The following is a 20,450-nucleotide window of genomic DNA, read 5'->3' as shown; positions in this document are numbered from 1 at the left end:
CAGAGGTCTCAACAAATTCGAATTTGCGGAAACTCCACTTTAAAGCAAGTTCCCTCGTTGAGCTTGCTTTGAATATTTAATTCGGCTTCGTGGTTTTGGCAAATTTGTTTAACAATTGCTAATCCCAGACCTGTTGAGTTGAAATTTTTATCTTTGGAGTTATCAATTCGATAAAATCGCTCGGTTAGATGCGGTATGTGTTTTTCATCAATTCCACGACCATTGTCACAGACTGATAACAATGCTCTATCCTTTTGCGCTAACCAAGTCAGACGAATTTGAGTGCCTTTGGGATTATGATTGATTGCATTTTTGAGCAAGTTGGAAACCAAGCCCACAATTTCTTCTTCATCACCAAATATATCCAGCTCAGAATCAATCTCTGCCAACAGTTCGTATTGCTCAGCCCCGGAACTGTTTTTTATATCGTTAAATACAGTATTCAATAATTCCGGCATATTTATAACTTCATCACTCCGTTCCAGATAACGCTCATGCTCCATGCTGGAGAGTTTGAGCATATCAGAAATGATTCTCTCCATCCGATCCGCCTGAGACTTGGCATTATTGATTCCGGCTTTCCAATGTTTGGCAATATCATCTGCTCCCAATAACATTTCCAGATATCCGGTGATAACCGTTAAAGGTGTTCTCAACTCATGCGATGCATTATCGACAAAGGCTTTACGCGATTTTCGCAAGGATTCCTGCTCACTGATATCTCTGCCGACAATCAAAAAGCTATCTCCCGAAAGCTTAATTCGTTTGAGATGAACTTTTTTGCTATCATCCAATGGATTGTCCAGTTTGATTTCCTCACTATCACTCTCGGAGTGAAGCATGTTTACAAACTCGGGAGCTCTGATAATATTGTCCAAACGAGAACCATAATCTTTGTGTGGAAAAATTCCTAACAGTTTTTGCGCCTGATGATTGCACCAGGTTATTTCCAATTGGTTGTTAACCAGTATTGTCGCATAAGGCAATGCTTGTGCTGTCACATTAAACCGATGAAGCAAATGCTTATTATCACTGATAACTTTTTTATTGTGTTTTCTATTCTTGATGACTTGTGTCGATAAATCTTCCCAGATTCCACTGGATAAAGGAGCTTTTCCAAGTTTAGCACCATTCATGTACCACTTGTAAAAATAATAAAACTCAACCCATTTCCACAGAATATAAACAACTGACCACAGAAAAAAAGACAGCATCCAATAGGACGTTGTCAAACCGCTTAGTATTGCAATCAAAATAAAAACAATACCAAATGCTAATTCTTTACCAAAGGAGTTTTTTTGCATAGATGCGTATTCTATATCAATATAAATCTAAGCCTATGTTTCGCGGAAAAATTATTGAGGAAATATTTAATCAACAGACAGAATATTAACATCTCATGAAATTTGTTAAATTTAGCTGACATTTGTATTTCATTTTTATTGCATTATTTCATTTGTGTAACAGAAATGTCATATTCCTCAATTAAAATTCCAACTTTCCAAGAAGCACATCAACATCATCATGAAAAATAAAATATTACTTGCCTCAATTTTGGCTGTTTTAAGTCAACAAGGCTATGCCAGCGATACTGCCGCTGAACTCGAATTGTTAAAGCAACAAGTTAAATTATTGACAGAAAAAATCGAACAACTGGAAGCAAAAACAGCTGAAAATACACTTCCAAAACCCGAAGCACCGGAAGTTGCGAAAGTTGAAAAGAAAGATAGCAAATCATCGTGGGCTGACAGAGTCAAATTCAGTGCCGATATTAGAGACAGATACGAGTATATCGATCAAAAAGGTCGGGAAATCCGTCAAAGAAATCGTATCAGACTGAGAGCTAACATGAATATGCAAGTCAATGATAACCTTGACTTTACATTGGGAATGGCAAGTGGTGGCGATGATCCGGTTTCAACCAATCAGTCATTGGATGGAGGGTTCTCCACTAAGGATTTACGTCTGGATTTAGCTTATTTCAATTATAAATTCTCTGATAGCCTGAAATTATCAGGTGGTAAGATGAAAAATCCATTCTATATCCCAGGAAAAAATCCAATCCTTTGGGATAGCGACTTGAATCCTGAAGGTTTCGCTTTAAATTACACTGAAGGTTTAGTGAACGCAACATTGGTTGGAATGGCTGTTGAAGAAAGAAGTTCAACAGATGACACGTTAATGTTTGGCGGGCAATTGGTTTTCTCACATGATTTATCAGACTCAGTTGACTTCAATGCCGGTGTTGGATACTACGATTATCAAAATATTAAAGGCGAAACTCCGCTATATGACGGCAATGCCAAAGGCAACACTCTGGATGCAAATGGTCGATTAGCGAATGATTTCAATACAGCTGAATTATTTGCTGAGTTGAAAACCAAGATTTCCGGATTACCATTCTCCGTTTATGGAAATTACTACAAAAATACCGCAGCTGATGATTTAGATACTGCCTACACTTTAGGTTTTAAACTCGGTAAAGTTAGCGATGCCGGTTCATGGGATATGGGACTTGCCTACTTAGATACTGAAGCGGATGCTTTAATTGGCACTTTTAACGATTCCGACTTTGCTGGCGGTAACACTGATTCACGCGGTTATCTGCTAAAAGCCGGTTATGGTCTGATGAAAAATATTTCTTTAGGACTGACATACATCGACTCTGAAATCGGACAAAGCAAACCAACACAAACGGATTACGACCGTTTGCAACTGGACTTCATTGCGAAATTTAAGTAAAAATACCAGACTCATAGTTACAAAATGCCTGCAAACCTCTGCGGGCATTTTTGTTTATAAAACACCAATAGGCTTACTATTTTAGTACGATTGTCTTTTTCTTTAAAAATTCACCTTTAATTAAACAATTTAACAGCAAAAACTATCAAAAAAATCTGGAAAAGGTAAAATTGCCGGTTCGTTTAGTTTTAACAATGTGGAAATATCAATGCGAAGCGATCTGTGTGGAAATGTAACAGAAGAAAAGTTAAATCAACAAGTTGAAGTTTGTGGTTGGGTCGATAAACGCCGTGATCATGGTGGTGTGATTTTTATCGATTTACGCGATCATAGCGGAATCTTACAGGTCGTTGTCGAGCCGGATAATGCCGAAGCTTTCAAAATTGCTGAAGATGCTCGTTATGAATATTGTTTACACGTTAAAGGTCAGGTTCGTAATCGTCCGGAAGGACAGGAAAATCCAAACCTCAAATCAGGCAAAATTGAGGTTGTGGTTGATAAATACGAAGTATTAAACAAATCCAAACCATTACCATTCATGTTGGATGAAGAAGTTGGTGAAGCGATTCGACTGAAATATCGCTACTTGGATATGCGTCGTCCGCAAATGCAAAAAAATATCCGTTTGCGTAACAAACTGACACGAAGTTTGAGAAATTATCTCGATAGTAAGGACTTTCTTGATATTGAAACCCCTATCCTCACCAAAGCAACTCCTGAAGGAGCGCGCGACTTTTTAGTTCCTTCGCGTGTTCAGCAAGCTAAATTTTATGCTTTGCCACAATCTCCGCAATTGTTTAAACAGTTATTGATGATGTCAGGAATGGACAGATATTATCAAATCGCTCGTTGCTTCCGTGATGAAGATTTGCGTGCGGATCGTCAACCGGAATTCACGCAGCTTGATATCGAAATGGCATTTGTTGACCAAAGAGATGTTCAAGATTTAGCTGAAAATATGGTTCGTGACGCTTATAAAAATGTTCTGGATGTTGATTTACCAAATCCTTTTCCTCGCATGACTTATGCCGATGCGATGAATTTATATGGCTCAGACAAACCGGATTTACGAATAGACTTACAATTAGTTGATGTCGCAGAAACTGTCAAACATGTGGAGTTCAAAGTCTTTTCCAGTCCGGCAAATGATGAAAACGGTCGTGTTTGTGTGTTGAAAATTCCACAAGGTGGAACTCAAATGAGTCGTAAACAAATAGACGATTATGACCCTTATGTTCGCCGTTTTGGTGCTAAAGGTTTAGCCTGGATTAAAGTCAATGAGAAAGAAAAAGGTCGTGATGGCTTACAATCTCCGATTGTAAAGTTTCTCGATGATGATGCCATTGATGCTATTTTACAGAAAACTCAAGCTGAAAACGGTGATATTCTGTTTTTCGGCGCCGGTGATTACAGCACGGTTTCCCAATATATGGGTGAATTAAGACTAAAAGTTGGCAAAGACTTGGGATTAGTCAAAGAGGGTTGGCAACCGCTTTGGGTCGTTGATTTTCCAATGTTTGAGTACAATTCTGATGAAAAACGCTGGGATGCTTTGCATCATCCTTTCACGGCTCCAATTTGTGATGAACAAACTCTCAGAGATAACCCCGGAAAAGCTATTTCCAAAGGTTATGACGTCGTCATGAATGGGGTTGAGCTTGGTGGCGGTTCAATTCGTATTCATAATCAAGATATTCAATCAGCCGTTTTTGATTTACTTGGAATTTCTAAAGAGGACGCAGAGATTAAATTCGGATTCCTGTTGGAAGCGTTAAATTATGGTTGCCCTCCACATGGGGGTATTGCATTGGGGTTGGATCGAATGGCGGCTTTGATGTGCGGAGTTGAATCGATTCGTGATGTCATTGCATTTCCAAAAACATCATCAGCGAGCTGTAGCTTAACATCTGCACCTTCGGAAATCCCTGCTAATCAACTTGAAGAAGTTCATGTGCAAGCAATATATCCCGAAGTTGAGGAAGAATAACGCAGTTAAGTGATAAATACCGAACAACAAGCTGTCGTTTTGGTTCATGGACTTTGGATGAGTCGCTGGACATTCTTTTCGATTGCACGTTCGTTAGAAGACCAAGGATACAAAGTTTATCGTTTTGGATGGAAAACCAGCACCCGACCATTTAGTTTTAACATGTTGAAATTACAATCCTTTGTGAATTCAGTTTCAGAGAAAACAGTACATCTGGTTGTTCACTCAATGGGTGGTATTCTTTCAATGAGAACAATGCCAAACATTCGTAAACAAGGAAAACTGGTGATGCTAGGATCTCCAATCAATGGTTCTCAGGCTGCAAAAGCAATGTCAAAAAAAAGGTGGAGTCGCTGGATGCTGAAACACGCTCAAGAACCGCTTGAAAATGGCGTTGTGAATCCTGAAATTTTCCGAAATTCCTGCATGATTGCAGGAACATCTAATGGCATTGGCATAGCCAAATTGGTAACAAAGCTTCCCGAACCCAACGATGGCACTGTTGCTCTTGTTGAAACCCAAGCTGATTGGATTGATAAACATACATCAGTAAACACCAATCATTTCAGAATGTTGTTTCATAAAGAAGTGAAAAAACTAATTATTGAATTTCTCACAACAAATATCGTAAAAAATAAAAAAGCCTGAGGTTATTTATTAAACCTCGGGCTTTTTTATTCTTTTATGTCAAACCTGATTAGTTATTTCTATAAAATCTTGAATAAGAAAAAGCGATTAACGTTAATACCAATAACATCAAACCCCAGAAACTTAAACTTGGAATAACAGGTGGTGGACCTGCAGGACCATAGTAAACAACACCATTCCATACTCTGGGCTGAAGACACCAGAATTAAATGCGATATTATTCGCACTACCGGCTCTTAATTCTAAAACACCATGATATAAACCTGATTAGTACCATCACCATTTGTATAAATCCATGAACCATCTCCTTCCATAGCAATACCATAAACTTCACCAGGTTGAATGATAAGACCACCAACAGCAACTGACGTTGGTGTGTCAACACCTTGAGCCACTACAGTGCTATCGGTTCCGAGTAAAGTCCAACCGGTAGTAGTAGTTTCAAACCCAGCATAAGTACCTGGCCTTGTCCATACATTAACAGTTGTCTGATCCTCTGTATTAACATCCCAACTGTTAATTACGATTGCTTCACTACCTACGTTTTCAAGATCAAAATAGATGCCACCACCAGGATCGCCACCGTTATTTGCTGCAAATATTGTCGGCAAATTATTTGTCCCTAAAATAACCGGCTGTGGTTTATTAGAAGGTGATAATAACTCGGAAGTATTATTTGCATCTGTAGCAATTGCACTAAAACTAAAAAATATAGCCAACACCATAGATAGCAAAGAAGTTAAATTTTTATTTTTTTTCATACCTAATACCTATTGTCAAATTGTAAATTAAATCACATTTTTTCTACTATTTCATTATTAAACAATAATTTTTCAAAATATAACCTAAATAAGTGAGTTCTACTTGATCCGTATGGCATAAAAAAGGGATTAATTAATCATATATCCCTCGAAACCTGCCTAATTCTTTCCGCAGGAACTGATAATTGTTTGATTAGATATTCTTTGAAATCTTCGGCATAGTCTTGTTTTTTCAAAGCTACTTGCATGCAATACAACCAATCATCTCTTTCCTGTTCTGTCACAACCAGATGTTTGTGTGCCATCGGGATCGATATACCACCATATTTCTGGCGATAGATTTTCGGGCCTCCCAACCATGCCATTAAAAACAAAGATAATTTGTCCTTAATCACTTCCAAAGATTCTGTGTGCATGGAACGAATGTGCTGTCCTCGCTCCAAAGTTTCCATCTGCTGATAAAACTCATCAACCAATTTACGAATGCCCTGCTCTTCACCGGCAGCTTTGTAAGAAGCATCCAACTCACCATATCTCTGCATAAAAAAATCTCACTAGTTTGACAAATATTATACTTTCTTCTTTGAAGAACCGTTAAAATATGCGGTCAATTATTCAGTTATCAATTTATGTCGGAGTTATTTTTCATATTTATTAGTGCGGTTTTTATCAACAACTTTGTTTTGGTGAAGTTTTTGGGATTATGCCCGTTTATGGGAGTCTCCAATAAATATGAATCCGCTTTGGGTATGGGATTGGCAACAACTTTTGTACTGACTTTATCGTCTATTGTCAGTTATTTTATCCATACTTATTTGTTAATTCCGCTTGAAATTGAATACCTCAAAACTCTCAGTTTTATTCTCGTTATTGCTGTAACTGTTCAAGTTACTGAACTTATTTTGCATAAGACATCACCTTTGCTTTATCAGGTCTTGGGAATATTTTTACCTTTAATCACAACCAACTGTGCCGTTCTCGGCGTCGCTTTACTCAATATTCAGCAACAAAACAATCTAATTGAGTCTGCTGTTTTTGGTTTGAGTGCCTCTATCGGTTTTACTTTAGTGTTAGTGCTATTTTCTGCAATTCGTGAGCGACTGGAAATGGCAAATGTGCCTGAATCCTTCAAAGGGACACCGATTGCTTTGATAACTGCCGGAATAATGTCTTTAGCATTTATGGGGTTTGGAGGAATGGTGAGATAAATGGACTCTCTCATCAGTTTATTAATCATTTCAGTCATATCGTTATTTTTCGGTATTCTTGTCATGTGGGTTTCGAAAAAATTCAAGGTCGAAGGCAATCCGATTGTTGAACAAATCAACGCCATTTTGCCACAAACTCAATGCGGTCAGTGTGGTTATCCTGGTTGCAAACCCTATGCAACAGCAATTGCCGGAGGAGAAGCTCCAATCAATCAATGCCCACCCGGCGGTGAAGAAGGCATCAAAAAGCTGGCTGCTTTACTGGATGTGGAGGTTTTAGAATTAAACCCGGAAAATGGTAGTGAAGACCCGGTTGATATGATTGTCGAAATCGTAGAGAAAGACTGTATTGGCTGTACAAAATGCATTCAAGCGTGTCCTGTTGATGCCATTGTCGGAGCTGCCAAACAAATGCACACGGTCATTACAGATGCCTGTACCGGTTGTGATTTGTGCATTCCTGTATGTCCCGTTGATTGCATTATTCAGATTCCAATGCCGTTACCTCAATATATTTCACGACTTGAAAAACCCAAACTTTTTGCCACTATAGCGGAATCACAACAATGGTAGGACAAACTCAAACATTGTATCAATTTCATGGTGGCGTTGTACTGGAGCACCACAAATCCGATTCGTTGACAAATGGATTGTCCGAATTACCACTTGCAAAAAAATTATATATTTCTCTGGAAGTTGGCAAAGGAAATTACGCCATACCAGTTGTAAATATTGGTGAAGTTGTCAAAAAAGGACAAATTATTGCAGAGCCTCAGAACAAGAGTGGTGTTTATGTTCATGCATCCGGTTCCGGAGTGGTGACTGATATTTCTGAAAGAATCTCGGCAAACCCAACAGCAAAACTCAACCCTGTTATTGAAATTACTACTGATGGTAAAGAAGAATGGTTGCAATCTATAGATATCGAAAATAATAAATCATTAACACCCTCTGAAATTATTACACAAATTCGTCAAGCCGGATTATTGGGTATGGGTGGAGCCGGATTTCCAACACATCTGAAATATAACGAAAACAATCAAATCCATACACTCATCGTTAATGGAGCTGAATGTGAACCATATATCAGTTGTGATGCTCAACTAATGCTTTCATTTCCTGAACAACTGTTTGATGGAATTGATTTAATGATGAAAGCCTCAAACGCCAAACGAGCCATCATCGCCATTGAAGATCAAACCGGAAAAATCGAGCCCAAGCTCAATGAAATTATTACTCAAAGAAAACTATCTTCGGTATCGGCTGTAAAAGTTCCAACCATTTATCCAACCGGAGGTGAAAAACAGCTGATTAGAGTCCTTACGGGAAAAGACGTTCCATCCGGAGGTTTGCCACTTAATTTAGGTATTATCGTGCAAAATATCGGCACAATCAAAGCACTTGCCGACTATTGCAACGAATCGAAGCCATTAGTTCAAAGAATTGTAACTGTTGCCGGTGACAGGATTTCTAAACCACAAAATTTTATAATTCCTATCGGCACACCGATAAACCATATTCTCCAAGCAGTGAATTGTAATATCCAAGACAGTGATGAGGTCATCATCGGCGGACCAATGATGGGTTATTCAGTTACGGAACTCAGTGCAGGAATTGAAAAAACCACAAACTGCATTTTGGTGATGTCGAAAAAACCAAAACCACAATCTCCAACGATGCCGTGCATCCGTTGCGGAGAATGTGTCAGTGTTTGCCCGGCTGAACTATTACCTCAGCAATTGCATTGGTACATCAATGGCGGAAATCTGGAAAAAGCCCGTGAACATCATCTTTTTGATTGTATCGAATGCGGAGCTTGCTCGTGGGTTTGCCCGAGTCAAATCAATTTAGTGCAATATTATCAATACGCTAAAGCTGAATTGAAATATCTGGATTACAAAAAGAACAAATCCGATGCTGCCAAACTCAGACACGAAAATCGTGAAGCCAGACTGGAACAACTCAAACAAGAACGCATGAACAAACGCAAACGAACCCGAAGCACCACTGCACGAGATCCTGAAAAGATAAAAATGGAAATTCAGGCGAGTGTGGAAAGAGCAAAACTGGCAAAACAACAAAAGGAAAAAGGTGATGAATAATCCTAAAGCCACAACTCATGCACCACATATTCATACGAAAAACAGTGTGAGAAATGTGATGTTGCATGTTCTTCTTGCATTGATTCCCGCCATAATTGCTTATGTCTATTTCTTTGGATTTGGTATCGTTTTACAAATAACTTTGAGTGTATTCTTCGCACTTTTGTTTGAAATTATCAGTCTGAAGCTACTTAAAAAACCTGTCGGGCTCTTTATTTCTGACTTATCAGCAGTTGTCACCGGAATATTATTTGCTTTGTGTATTTCTCCTCTGGCTCCGTGGTGGATTAGTTTAATAGCGATGTTTTTTGCGATTGTTGTTGCCAAACATTTATACGGCGGCTTGGGACAAAATATTTTCAACCCGGCAATGGTAGGTTTTGCGGTCGTTTTAATTTCATTCCCACAATCCATGTCAATGTGGCTGGCTCCTCATTCAATCGCTTTATATGACATGAGCTTTTCTGAAGTGTTATCCGCTGTTTTTACTCAAAGTTTTCCTGCAAATGTTGAGTTTGATACATTAACTCAGGCAACTCCGCTTGACAGTATTAAAAACGGTTTGCGTCAGGAACTGACAATGACTGAAATTTCAGCACAACCTGAGTTTGGAAAACTTGGTGGCTTGGCTTGGGAATGGATATCGTCATTGTACATACTTGGTGGTGTGTTTTTGATACTGAAAAATATCATCAGCTGGCGTGTACCGACAACAATTATTATTGCGACTGTTTTGTTTGCTCTGTCTTTTTATCTCTACAATCCGGATGGTTATATCAGCCCTCTTCAGCATTTATTCACCGGTGGATTGATGTTGGGTGCATTTTTTATTGCAACCGACCCAACTTCAGGATGTTCCAGCCCTAAAGGCCAAATTATTTTCGCCATCGGTGTGGCAGTAATGACTGTTCTGATTCGTGAATTCGGAAATTTCCCTGACGGCGTCGCATTCGGTGTGTTGTTGATGAATTTATCCGCACCATTGATTGACCGGTTAACCATTCCAAAAGCCTACGGTCAGAAATAATGTCAAATTTTATCAAAATTCCACTCATTCTCAGTCTGGTTACAATGCTGACAGCAGGACTTTTAATGCTCAGCGAAAATCTGACACATGATAGAATTGAACAACAAAAGACCGAATTATTATTAAAAAGTCTGGAAGATTTAATCCCAATTCAACTGCATGATAACAATTTAGTTGAGTCGGTTATTGAAATTTATGAACCCGAATTATTAGGTCACAGAAAACCTCAAACTGTTTATCTGGGACTGCAAAACAACCAACTTTCAGTTGTTGCCATTCCTGTAACAGCCAGAGATGGTTATTCCGGTGATATAGATATCATGGTTGGAATCAAAGCGAATGGTGAAATTACTACAGTTAAAATCATTGAACAACACGAAACTCCCGGTCTTGGGGATTTGGTTATCGCTACGAGAAGTGACTGGCTCAAACAATTTCCGCAAAAATCACTAAGCAACCCTCAACCAAAACGATGGAATGTCAAAAGAGATGGTGGTGAATTCGATCAAATTACCGGCGCAACCATCACACCCAGAGCCATTGTGAAAGCAATCAAACAGGCATTGGATTATTACCAAACGCACAAAGCAAAATTTCAAAACATGGATGTTTCAAGTATTAATCAGGAGAAATCATCATGAGCGGATTTATCAAAGAGCGTTTAATTGACAACAACGCTGCTCTCGTCCAGCTTTTAGGTTTATGCCCTCTTTTGGCTGTTTCCAACTCTGCAATTAACGCCTTAGGTTTGGGAATTGCAACCATATTTACCCTGACAGTCACGAACTCATTGGTTTCCATCATCAAACCAATCACCAAAAAAGAGATACGAATTTCTCTATTTGTGTTAATTATTGCCAGCGTAGTGACCGCGTTGGAAATGTTTATGAATGCCTATTTTCACGAACTTTATCTGATACTTGGGATATTTATTCCATTGATTGTAACCAACTGCATCATCATCGCCCGTGCCGAAAGTTTTGCCTCGAAAAATGGTCTGTGGTTATCGATGAAAGATGGATTCTTCACCGCTTTGGGGTTTGCATTGGTCTTATTCATCATCGGTGCTATCAGGGAAATCATCGGTCAAGGCAGCCTATTCTCGCAAGCCAATTTACTTTTTGGTGAATTTGGTCGTGTCATCAACTTAAAACTCATTGGGGAATATAAAGGATTTCTGATAGCCATATTGCCACCGGGAGCTTTTTTTGTTTTGGCGATTTTGGTAGCTGTAAAGAATAAATTGCAGAAGTAGTTGTGTAAAGCAAAGGTTTATTGTGTAAGGAACACAGAGTTTCACAGAGGAGACACGGAGCGACACAGAGATTATAAAATAATGCTGTCTTTCTGAGCGAGTGAAACGAGCCGAAGAATCTAAAAAACTCAGGTTGAATTTACAAGACCCAATACATTTACCGAAATGTTGGGCTTCATTGCATTCAGCGCCAACCTTGTATCATTCAAATGTGTGTAATAACAAGCAATTGGGTTACACTATTCAATGGCAATTGAATAAAGGGGTAAAGATGTTGTCGCCAACCTTAGATCATTGAGAATCTGTTATGTAGATTAACACCTACCCCTTACATTAACCACCATAAATACGAACGGTATCTTGTGCATAGCTAGCGGCTATAGCACGAATAGTTACAAGAATGTATGGCAGTTAATTATTCAATCACCAGCAATATTATAGCTCACTGAGGGATAAATTATGATTTATTTTGGTATTGATATTTCTAAATTAACATTTGATGTAACTGCTTTACTTGATAATAAATCAAGTCATAAGAAATTTAAAAATAACTCACAAGGTTTTTTTCTTTTTCATAAATGGATAAAATCATTTAAAACAGAAAATTATATTTGTATGGAAGCAACAGGAGTTTATGGCGCACACTTGGCTTCTTTTTTAGTTAAGAAAAAATACAAGACTATTGTTTCCAACCCTTACAAAATAAAGAACTATGCACGAATGAAAATGAATCGAAACAAAACAGATAAAGCTGATTCATTATGTATTGCACAATACTGTAAAAACCTTCAAAATGAAGGTGGAATTGAGAATTATCTTTATACACTAAAAAGCAAGTACTTTCAAAGACTACAAGCTCTAGTTACTCGATTAGAACAAGTAAATTTACTTAAAATACAAGAAGTTAATCATTTAGAATCAACCCTAGATAAAGTCTCCGTTAAATTCATAAAGCAAACAATAAAGCACTTTGAAAAACAAATAAAGGTCATTAAAAACTCAATAAAAGAATGTGTCAATCAAGATTTGATTCTAAAAAAACAGGTAAAACTATTGATTACAATTGATGGAATTGGAGAAATAACAGCTTGGTCAATATTGGCATATCTTGGTGATATTTCTTTATTTGCGACATCTGGGCAAGTAACCAGTTATGCAGGTATCAACCCTTTTATTGAAAACTCTGGTACTAGTCTGAAGGTCTCTAGATTATCAAAAATGGGTCATAAACGACTACGTAAATCTTTATACATGCCAGCTATAGTTGCTTCGAAATACAATCCAATTCTTATCAACTTTTATGACAAATTGATAAACAAAGGTAAACCCAAGAAAGTAGCAATTTGTGCTGTAATGAGGAAGCTGCTAGTTCTTTCTTATGGAGTTTTGAAATCGGAAACTGCATTTAATCCAAATTATAAAAAATGCAAGGCAAACTAAAATAGTTTGCCCTTGCTTCCGTTCTATAGTCATTGGCACTTCTGCCTGTACCACATAAACATTGTAACATAACTTGCTTTTGTTTTATAAATACTTCGGGGTTTGGAGCAGAGCCCCATGGTTGTTCTGTAGCTGACAAATAATTTGATATAATGCTTACCCGTGGTGCATTTAGCAAAAAGCTAAAAAAGTAAGTTACTCATTAGCAAAAGCCGTGTATATTTAGGATTCTCAACATCCAAAATACACTACAAAATGAGTAACTTAGAATCTAGTTATACCAAAATATTAAATACATTGCACTAAAGTGAACCCCCAAAAGAACTTTTAAATCAAACAGAACTCCAAAACTAAGCGATATTGAGTTAATTGCAATCAATATTACATCAGAATACCTAAGAGATTGACTCCGAAAGAGACTTGTTTAACAAACTGCCTCAGTACCTTCTGGATAAAATTGAAAGAACCGTATATAACAGAAGAAAGCGTGGATTATTCCTTTATATTGAACAAGTTAGGAAGAAAATGGCAGAGGCAATGATTGGCGATGACAAGCACTTTGTCATCGACAGTATGCCCTTGGAGGTCTGCAAAATGAGCCGTGCCGCTAGGTCAACAATCTGCAAAGAGGATATGAACTCATCACCCAATCATGGGTATTGTGCATCTCAAAAATGAGCTTCTATGGATACAAACTTCATTCAGTATGCTCTTCTGCCGGTGTTTTCAAAGGATTTGATTTGACACCGGCTAATGTCCACGACATCCATTATCTGAATGATGTTAAAGAACAGCTTAAAGTTGTTATTTAATTGGTGATAAAGTTGCCTGAGTCATAGCATTCAACTTGATTTATTTGAAACGAGGGAAATTAGGCTGGAGGTTCCTATGCGTAAAAATCAGTTTAACTTCAGAAAGATGCATTGGATACTTTCAAGAACAGGAAACGAATTGAGACTTTGTTTTCTCAGCTTTGCGACCAATTTATGATTCGCAGGAATTATGCAAAAACATTTGATGGGTTCAAATCGGGAATACTTTCAAAGTTAACGGCTTTAACTGTAATTCAATTTATCAACCACTCTGAAAATCGTAATATTAACAATTTAAAAAGTAAAATTGCCTAAATGCACCACGGGTAATGCTTGAACTTTAAGACAGTATCTACGAGAATTATTAAAAAATCTGTCATCCTGAGCTAATGTGAAAGATATAAAAATCTTTGACATAACGATACATGGCATTTAAAATTTAAAACTCATTAGATCATCTAAATTCAGTTATAATGTACAAAAAAACTCCTCGAGTATTTACTCTCAATCTGTTTATTTTTTATTTGTTTTCTTCAATGTCACAAGCCGAAACTCGGAAAATCCAGAGCTTTTTGGCTCAATGTGATTTCAATCATAATGGTGTGATTGATGGCAGAACAATGGTAAAAAAGGAGAAACAACAAAGAACAACAAAGCTGGAATCGGGTTGTAGTATGGATATTATTAGAAAAGAAAATGCCGAAGGAGAGAAAAAGAAATAGCCGAAGTAGAAAAAGAAATAGCCGAAGTAGAAAAAAGAATAGCCAAATTAGAAGAAGATGGAAAAAAACTGGATAAAATAATTAAAGCCATTGAATCTAAAACCAAAACAACCTCTGGTAAGAACAACTAATCCAATGACATCTGATTAGTCAGAACTAGCACGTAGGCTTGCACTGAATGCAATGAAGCCCAACATTCTTTTGATATTTTTATAATCCATCGTAATATATGCTGTCATCCTAAGCCAAAAACAAAGAATCTCCTGAAATTGGCGTAATTTTCAATATCTTAAGATTCTTCGTAACTTCGTTCCTCAAGATGACAGTTCGATTTATTCTTTGCGTTTTCTTGGCGAACTTTGCGTTACTGAAATTAAATTACAAATAAAGCCATAATTCACAATGCGTCATACTAGTAAATCATTGCTAGAGCCTGTAAACAATTCTGTGTATCTGCGCTCATAAATAATCACCTAAGCGATTTTCAATTCTATCACAAAACGATTCAAAGCAGGCTTCCAGTTGCGAATGGGCATAGTCCATTTGCGGAGGCCTCTTTACAACCAAAAATATCGCCTTTTTGGCAGAATCGTCAGTAGGGAATATCTTACGCTTTTTAATCACCTTTCTGATAACACTATTGAGTGATTCTATCGCATTTAGTGGTGTAAATGACTTTTCTAATATCTTCAGGGTAGTCAAAAGGTGTTTGAGATTGTTCAGTTTGCTCTCCATGATTTGCCAATCTGTGGATATTTACCGTCCCAACTGGAACAGAATTCATCCAATGCAAGCAAAGCTTCATCTTCTGTGATGGATTTATAAATGCTCTTCAAATCAGCTGTAACTGCCTTGTAATCCTTGTATGGAACATACTTGATGGAGTTGCGCACCATGTGCACGATACACAGCTGGATTTGTGTATCAGGATAAACAGTCTCAATGGCTTCGGGAAACCTTTTAATCCATCAACACAAGCAATGAGAATATCTTTAACGCCTCTGTTTTGCAATTCTGTGAGGACTCCCAGCCAGGATTTGGCACCTTCAGTTTCAGCAAGCCACATGCCTAAAGCTCCTTATGACCTTCCATATTAACGCCCAAAGCAAGATAAACGGACTTGTTGATTACTTTTTCGGTCTTGTCGAACTTTAAGACAGTATCTACGAGAATTATTAAAAAATCTGTCATCCTGAGCTAATGTGAAAGATATAAAAATCTTTGACATAACGATACATGGCATTTAAAATTTAAAACTCGTTAGATCATCTAAATTCAGTTATAATGTACAAAACTCCTCAGTATTTACTCTCAATCTGTTTATTTTTTATTTGTTTTTCTTCAATGTCACAAGCCGAAACTCCGGAAAATCCAGAGCTTTTGGCTCAATGTGATTTCAATCATAATGGTGTGATTGATGGCAGAACAATGGTAAAAAAAGGAGAAACAACAAAAGAACAAGCAAAGCTGGAATCGGGTTGTAGTATGGATATTATTAGAAAAGAAAATGCCGAAGGAGAAAAAGAAATAGCCGAAGTAGAAAAAGAAATAGCCGAAGTAGAAAAAAGAATAGCCAAATTAGAAGAAGATGGAAAAAAACTGGATAAAATAATTAAAGCCATTGAATCTAAAACCAAAACAACCTCTGGTAAGAACAACTAATCCAATGACATCTGATTAGTCGAACTAGCACGTAGGCTTGCACTGAATGCAATGAAGCCCAACATTCTTTTGATATTTTTATAATCCATCGTAATATATGCTGTCATCCTAAGCCAAAAACAAAGAATCTCCTGAAATTGGCGTAATTTTCAATATCTTAAGATTCTTCGTAACTTCGTTCCTCAGAATGACAGTTCGATTTATTCTTTGCGTTTTCTTGGCGAACTTTGCGTTACTGAAATTAAATTACAAATAAAGCCATAATTCACAATGCGTCATACTAGTAAATCATTGCTACTGATAAATACAAGCATCCACAATACTCAAGACATCATTAAGTAGATATTTATCAGCTTTTTCGATAAATTTAGCTCTTCTGGCTCTGTAATCCACGGATTTCATTTGTTCAACCATGATAAAACCCGTAAGTGTAGTCGTTTGCGATACATCTAAATGAAATGGAATTCTTCTGTTTGTATTGGTTAATGGGCAGACAACAGCTAATCCGGTAGCTTGATTAAAATGCTGATTACTGATAACCAATGCAGGTCTTTTCCCTTTTTGTTCATGACCGGATTGAGGATTAAAGTTCAGAACTACAAAATCACCTTTTTCAGGAATGTAATTTACCATTCTTCCTTTCCTTCAGATTCACCCCAATCTTCTTCAGATATGTTGTATTCTTTTGGCATTTCAGCAACCAGATCAGCAATCGCAAACCGGCCATGAATCCTTTTTGTTGGGGTTAAAACAATCCTTCCATTCTCAATAGAAATATCCACCTCTTCACCAAGCTCAATCAGAGAGCTTTCAAGGATAATTTTCGGAATTCTGATTCCCTGGCTATTTCCCCATTTCTGGATTTTTGTAAGCATATTGATTTACTGTTTTTATGTATATTCAAGTATATACATTATAATTAGATATTCAAGAGTAATATTATGATTTTACAGAAATGACGGAAAATTATGAATTTACTCGCTCGAAATGTCTAATAAAAACTTCTCGTACCTTTGCGTCTTCTTTGCGATACAAAAGTTACCACGATTCCCACTGAGATTCCGTATCACGCTAACGCTAGTACGGAATGACGGGATGCGGTCTATACACCCAGAACCAAATCAATCTTTTCTCTCACCATTTCCTGAGTGATGAGATTCATTGCCTCAGGGTGGACAACTTGTCCGCCCCAACGGATTTTTTCAGGATTTTTTCCAACCAAACCAGCGGCTTGATCAAACACATCGATTGCAAGATTCGGATAATTATAGGCTCCGCTTCTTTTTGATATAGTCGCTATATGCAATCCAATCACTGGTGTTCGGGCGGCATTGGCAATGTGCATCGGACCGGAATCTGGAGAAATCACTAAATCAGCCGACTTCATCATTAAATACAATTGTTTCAAGGTGTCTTTTCCGGCGATATTGGTCACCGGATGTTTGCATAACTCTTCAATTTCCCCTGCAATTTCAATCTCATAGGGAGAAGGGCTTCCGCAAATTATCACATGAGCCTGATATTTTTCGACCAAATAATCAGCAATTTTTGCATAGTTTTCTACAGACCAGTTCCGAGTTTTTTTACTGGAACAAGGACTGATAATTACATTTTTTCTATCTTTCTGAATGTATTGATTAACAAATTTCTGATCATCCGCTTCGGTTTCAATATTCCATTGATAGATAAATTCTTTTTCTTTCACACCTAAAACTTTGGTGAACTCCATAAAACTATCAAGGACGTGCTGTTTTTCTACAGCGGCAATTCGGTGTGTCAATTTGTAACTGTGAAATTCTCTGGAGCGTTTTTTATCAAACCCAACGCGTTGTTTGGCTTTAATTTTCCATGCCAAACGATTGGCACGAAAAGAGTATTGCATTTGTAGCAAAACATCAAAAGTGGTATCTTTCAGTTGCTCTTTAACTTCTTTATAGCCTTTTGAGCCTTTGGATTTATCGAATAATACAAACTCAACACCTTTCAACCCTTTCATCAATTTATATTCTATTTTGCCGATAATCCAGGTGATTTTGGCGTTAGGGAAGCGATTTTGCAGAGTGGCAATCACCGGTAAAGCATGTGTCACATCACCGATGGCAGATAAACGCAGAATGCAAATGGAGTTAATCATCCTTTGAAGATTGGTCTTTTTGGGAATCGGATTGATTGATTTTTGTGCGCAAATACAGATGAACAGCAATTAATTTCACCACCACAATAGTGACAACAATAGCAATTATGACCTTTGAGTGACCCATAAATTATTCAATCCCGAGTGTTAAAAAAGCCATGTATATTAGCATAGATTTATCAAATTTTTCCAAAATATGTTATCCTTGTCTGCTTTATTTCTTATCTGAATTGTATGTCAGAAAGCCTTGTAAAAAAATCCGGGACTTGCTGGATTATTGCCAAAGATGAGCTGAAAGATGACGTCACAGCCGAATGGTTTGATGATAAATTCTGGCTCAACAACGGTCGGTTGTTAGGAGCGAGCAGCGGACGTGGATCAGCCTGGATGGTGAAATCAGGAAATACAAAAATGATGCTCAGGCATTATTATCGAGGTGGTGTGCCTGCCAAATTCAATAAAGATAAGTATTTTTGGTCATCTTTGGATAAAACCCGAAGTTTCAAAGAGTTTCGCTTATTGCAAAAACTTCAGCAACTGGAACTGCCTACTCCACAACCGGTTGCGGCTCAATCCTGTAAAAAAGGCTTGTTTTATCAGGCAAATATTTTGATTGAATACATCCCAAATACGCAGGTATTTTCACAATTGCTAAATACCGATAGCAATATTGAAATTTGGAATTCCATTGGAAAAACCATTGCATTGTTTCACCAAAAAAATGTTTATCATGCTGATTTGAATGCTCATAATATACTGATTGAGAACGAAACCAACAAAATTTATCTCATTGATTTTGATAATTGCAGCATTAAAAATCCAAAAAAATCATGGCAAAAAGCGAATCTTAAGCGTTTAAAGAGGTCAATAGATAAACTGACTGACGAGAGCCATCAAACTGAAAACCATAAAAAGTGGAAGTCCCTCAAACAATCCTATTTTTCTGCGCTCAATGTTAGTTGATAAACTCAATCGACCCATACGGGATTTAAGAATTTCGGTGATGGATACTTGCAATTACCGTTGTCCTTATTGTATGCCAAAAGAAAAATTTGATGATAATTACCAATTTTTAAAACCTGATGAACGTTTGAGTTTTGATGAAATCGAAAAGATTGTCGCGGTATTTGCGAACTATGGCGTCAATAAAATCCGCATCACTGGCGGAGAGCCCTTATTACGCAAAAATCTCGATCAACTAATTTCCAAAATTAAAGAAATCAAATCCATTGAGGATATTGCCTTAACCACCAATGGTTTACTGCTGGAGAAACAATTACCGGATTTGATAAAAGCCGGATTGGATCGAGTCAATATCAGCATTGATAGCTTAGACCCGCAACTTTATCACCAAATGTCCGGCGAAAAAGGTCAACTGGATATTGTTCTCAATGCGATCGAAGCGGCACGAAACTCCTCTCTTAAAAGTGTAAAACTGGAATTGTGTGATTCGCCGGAGTGAATGAAAACCAAATCATTCCGCTTTTGAAAAATATCAAAACACCAATGTTGTGGTACGTTTTATCGAGAGGCGGATGTGGGAAACAAAATGACTGGCAGTTAAATGATGTCCTCAGTTTTAAAGAAATCATTCAGATTATTGAATCACAATGGAAAATTGAGCCACTCAACCCTAACTATAAAGGTGAAGTCGCCAGTCGTTATAAATACAAGGATTTTGAAGGAGAAATAGGCTTTATCACTTCAATTTCCAAGCCGTTTTGTCAGGACTGTTCCCGAGCCCGTATTTCCGCTGACGGAAAACTTTATACTTGCTTATTTTCTCATCAATCACATGACCTCAGAAAATACTTAAGAACCAATCATGCGGATTTACTTTCTCAAAAGATAGCTGAAATCTGGCAAGCCAGAGATGATCGTTACAGCGAACTCAGACACCAAATTGAAACAGGCAAAGATAAAATCGAAATGTATGTAATCGGGGGATAG

General features: G+C 37.5%; 22 protein-coding genes and 2 pseudogenes. 16 read left to right on the top strand and 8 right to left on the bottom strand.

Annotated features, from left to right (window positions below; translation table 11 throughout):
• Positions 1 to 8 precede the first annotated feature (8 nt).
• Positions 9 to 1,304: a phosphate regulon sensor histidine kinase PhoR gene (gene phoR / locus R3F25_04755; GenBank protein ID MEZ5496123.1), complete on the bottom strand. Its 1,296-nt coding sequence runs from the start codon at positions 1,302 to 1,304 to the stop codon at positions 9 to 11.
• A 220-nt stretch (positions 1,305 to 1,524) separates the two neighbouring features.
• Here phoR and R3F25_04750 point away from each other — a divergent pair, with 220 nt between their 5' ends.
• From R3F25_04750 to R3F25_04740, 3 genes are all read left to right on the top strand, one after another.
• Positions 1,525 to 2,742, top strand: a complete 1,218-nt coding sequence (locus R3F25_04750) for a putative porin (protein MEZ5496122.1) — start codon at positions 1,525 to 1,527, stop codon at positions 2,740 to 2,742.
• A 208-nt stretch (positions 2,743 to 2,950) separates the two neighbouring features.
• On the top strand, positions 2,951 to 4,729 hold the full coding sequence (aspS, locus tag R3F25_04745) for an aspartate--tRNA ligase (GenBank protein MEZ5496121.1): 1,779 nt from the start codon (positions 2,951 to 2,953) through the stop codon (positions 4,727 to 4,729).
• 9 nt (positions 4,730 to 4,738) lie between these two features.
• Positions 4,739 to 5,377, top strand: a complete 639-nt coding sequence (locus tag R3F25_04740) for an alpha/beta hydrolase (protein MEZ5496120.1) — start codon at positions 4,739 to 4,741, stop codon at positions 5,375 to 5,377.
• Between the two features lie 242 nt (positions 5,378 to 5,619).
• Here R3F25_04740 and R3F25_04735 read toward each other — a convergent pair whose 3' ends face one another.
• Together R3F25_04735 and R3F25_04730 are read right to left on the bottom strand one after the other, a co-directional pair.
• The gene (locus R3F25_04735; protein ID MEZ5496119.1) at positions 5,620 to 6,138 is read right to left on the bottom strand and encodes a hypothetical protein; all 519 of its coding nucleotides are present in this window, start codon (positions 6,136 to 6,138) and stop codon (positions 5,620 to 5,622) included.
• Positions 6,139 to 6,275: 137 nt separating this feature from the next.
• Complete coding sequence (locus R3F25_04730; GenBank protein MEZ5496118.1) at positions 6,276 to 6,680, bottom strand: group II truncated hemoglobin; 405 nt, start codon at positions 6,678 to 6,680, stop codon at positions 6,276 to 6,278.
• Between the two features lie 87 nt (positions 6,681 to 6,767).
• On the opposite strand from R3F25_04730, the gene rsxA reads away from it, so the two are divergent.
• The 9 genes and pseudogenes from rsxA (at position 6,768) to R3F25_04685 (ending at position 14,704) form a co-directional block, all read left to right on the top strand.
• A complete protein-coding gene (gene rsxA / locus R3F25_04725) occupies positions 6,768 to 7,346 on the top strand; it encodes an electron transport complex subunit RsxA (GenBank protein ID MEZ5496117.1) in 579 nt (192 codons plus the stop codon).
• Positions 7,347 to 7,919, top strand: coding sequence for an electron transport complex subunit RsxB (rsxB, locus tag R3F25_04720; protein ID MEZ5496116.1), 573 nt, complete (start codon positions 7,347 to 7,349; stop codon positions 7,917 to 7,919). It begins immediately after the preceding gene.
• Positions 7,913 to 9,448, top strand: coding sequence for an electron transport complex subunit RsxC (gene rsxC, locus R3F25_04715; protein ID MEZ5496115.1), 1,536 nt, complete (start codon positions 7,913 to 7,915; stop codon positions 9,446 to 9,448). Before rsxB ends, rsxC begins: the two co-directional genes overlap by 7 nt.
• Complete coding sequence (locus tag R3F25_04710; protein ID MEZ5496114.1) at positions 9,441 to 10,475, top strand: RnfABCDGE type electron transport complex subunit D; 1,035 nt, start codon at positions 9,441 to 9,443, stop codon at positions 10,473 to 10,475. The genes rsxC and R3F25_04710 overlap by 8 nt, the downstream gene beginning before the upstream one ends.
• Complete coding sequence (gene rsxG / locus R3F25_04705; GenBank protein MEZ5496113.1) at positions 10,475 to 11,116, top strand: electron transport complex subunit RsxG; 642 nt, start codon at positions 10,475 to 10,477, stop codon at positions 11,114 to 11,116. The genes R3F25_04710 and rsxG overlap by 1 nt, the downstream gene beginning before the upstream one ends.
• A complete protein-coding gene (locus R3F25_04700) occupies positions 11,113 to 11,730 on the top strand; it encodes an electron transport complex subunit E (protein MEZ5496112.1) in 618 nt (205 codons plus the stop codon). The genes rsxG and R3F25_04700 overlap by 4 nt, the downstream gene beginning before the upstream one ends.
• A gap of 459 nt (positions 11,731 to 12,189) precedes the next feature.
• Positions 12,190 to 13,170: an IS110 family transposase gene (locus R3F25_04695; GenBank protein ID MEZ5496111.1), complete on the top strand. Its 981-nt coding sequence runs from the start codon at positions 12,190 to 12,192 to the stop codon at positions 13,168 to 13,170.
• 255 nt (positions 13,171 to 13,425) lie between these two features.
• Positions 13,426 to 14,297, top strand: a pseudogene (locus R3F25_04690) (IS982 family transposase).
• Positions 14,298 to 14,455: 158 nt separating this feature from the next.
• On the top strand, positions 14,456 to 14,704 hold the full coding sequence (locus R3F25_04685) for a hypothetical protein (GenBank protein ID MEZ5496110.1): 249 nt from the start codon (positions 14,456 to 14,458) through the stop codon (positions 14,702 to 14,704).
• A gap of 459 nt (positions 14,705 to 15,163) precedes the next feature.
• Here R3F25_04685 and R3F25_04680 read toward each other — a convergent pair.
• Positions 15,164 to 15,841: pseudogene (locus tag R3F25_04680) on the bottom strand (IS256 family transposase).
• A gap of 207 nt (positions 15,842 to 16,048) precedes the next feature.
• Here R3F25_04680 and R3F25_04675 point away from each other — a divergent pair.
• Positions 16,049 to 16,366: a hypothetical protein gene (locus tag R3F25_04675; protein ID MEZ5496109.1), complete on the top strand. Its 318-nt coding sequence runs from the start codon at positions 16,049 to 16,051 to the stop codon at positions 16,364 to 16,366.
• 294 nt (positions 16,367 to 16,660) lie between these two features.
• Here the strand turns inward: R3F25_04675 and R3F25_04670 are convergent, their stop codons facing one another.
• The 4 genes from R3F25_04670 to R3F25_04655 all read right to left on the bottom strand — a co-directional run bounded on the left by R3F25_04670 (position 16,661) and on the right by R3F25_04655 (position 18,627).
• Positions 16,661 to 16,999 (bottom strand): type II toxin-antitoxin system PemK/MazF family toxin, encoded by a 339-nt coding sequence (locus tag R3F25_04670; GenBank protein ID MEZ5496108.1) that lies wholly within the window; start codon positions 16,997 to 16,999, stop codon positions 16,661 to 16,663.
• Positions 16,993 to 17,241 (bottom strand): AbrB/MazE/SpoVT family DNA-binding domain-containing protein, encoded by a 249-nt coding sequence (locus R3F25_04665; protein ID MEZ5496107.1) that lies wholly within the window; start codon positions 17,239 to 17,241, stop codon positions 16,993 to 16,995. Before R3F25_04665 ends, R3F25_04670 begins: the two co-directional genes overlap by 7 nt.
• Positions 17,242 to 17,468: 227 nt before the next feature.
• The gene (locus R3F25_04660; protein ID MEZ5496106.1) at positions 17,469 to 18,500 is read right to left on the bottom strand and encodes a glycosyltransferase family 9 protein; all 1,032 of its coding nucleotides are present in this window, start codon (positions 18,498 to 18,500) and stop codon (positions 17,469 to 17,471) included.
• Positions 18,493 to 18,627, bottom strand: coding sequence for a hypothetical protein (locus tag R3F25_04655; protein ID MEZ5496105.1), 135 nt, complete (start codon positions 18,625 to 18,627; stop codon positions 18,493 to 18,495). The genes R3F25_04660 and R3F25_04655 overlap by 8 nt, the downstream gene beginning before the upstream one ends.
• Positions 18,628 to 18,734: 107 nt before the next feature.
• On the opposite strand from R3F25_04655, the gene R3F25_04650 reads away from it, so the two are divergent.
• From R3F25_04650 to R3F25_04640, 3 genes are read left to right on the top strand one after another with little or no spacing between them, the layout of a single operon-like run.
• A complete protein-coding gene (locus R3F25_04650) occupies positions 18,735 to 19,463 on the top strand; it encodes a 3-deoxy-D-manno-octulosonic acid kinase (GenBank protein ID MEZ5496104.1) in 729 nt (242 codons plus the stop codon).
• Positions 19,453 to 19,962, top strand: a complete 510-nt coding sequence (locus R3F25_04645; GenBank protein MEZ5496103.1) for a radical SAM protein — start codon at positions 19,453 to 19,455, stop codon at positions 19,960 to 19,962. The genes R3F25_04650 and R3F25_04645 overlap by 11 nt, the downstream gene beginning before the upstream one ends.
• A complete protein-coding gene (locus tag R3F25_04640; protein MEZ5496102.1) occupies positions 19,959 to 20,450 on the top strand; it encodes a hypothetical protein in 492 nt (163 codons plus the stop codon). Before R3F25_04645 ends, R3F25_04640 begins: the two co-directional genes overlap by 4 nt.

The organism is Gammaproteobacteria bacterium (genome assembly GCA_041395445.1).
Classification (GTDB): domain Bacteria; phylum Pseudomonadota; class Gammaproteobacteria; order Xanthomonadales; family Marinicellaceae; genus NORP309.
This window is presented reverse-complemented; position numbering and strand designations above follow the sequence as displayed.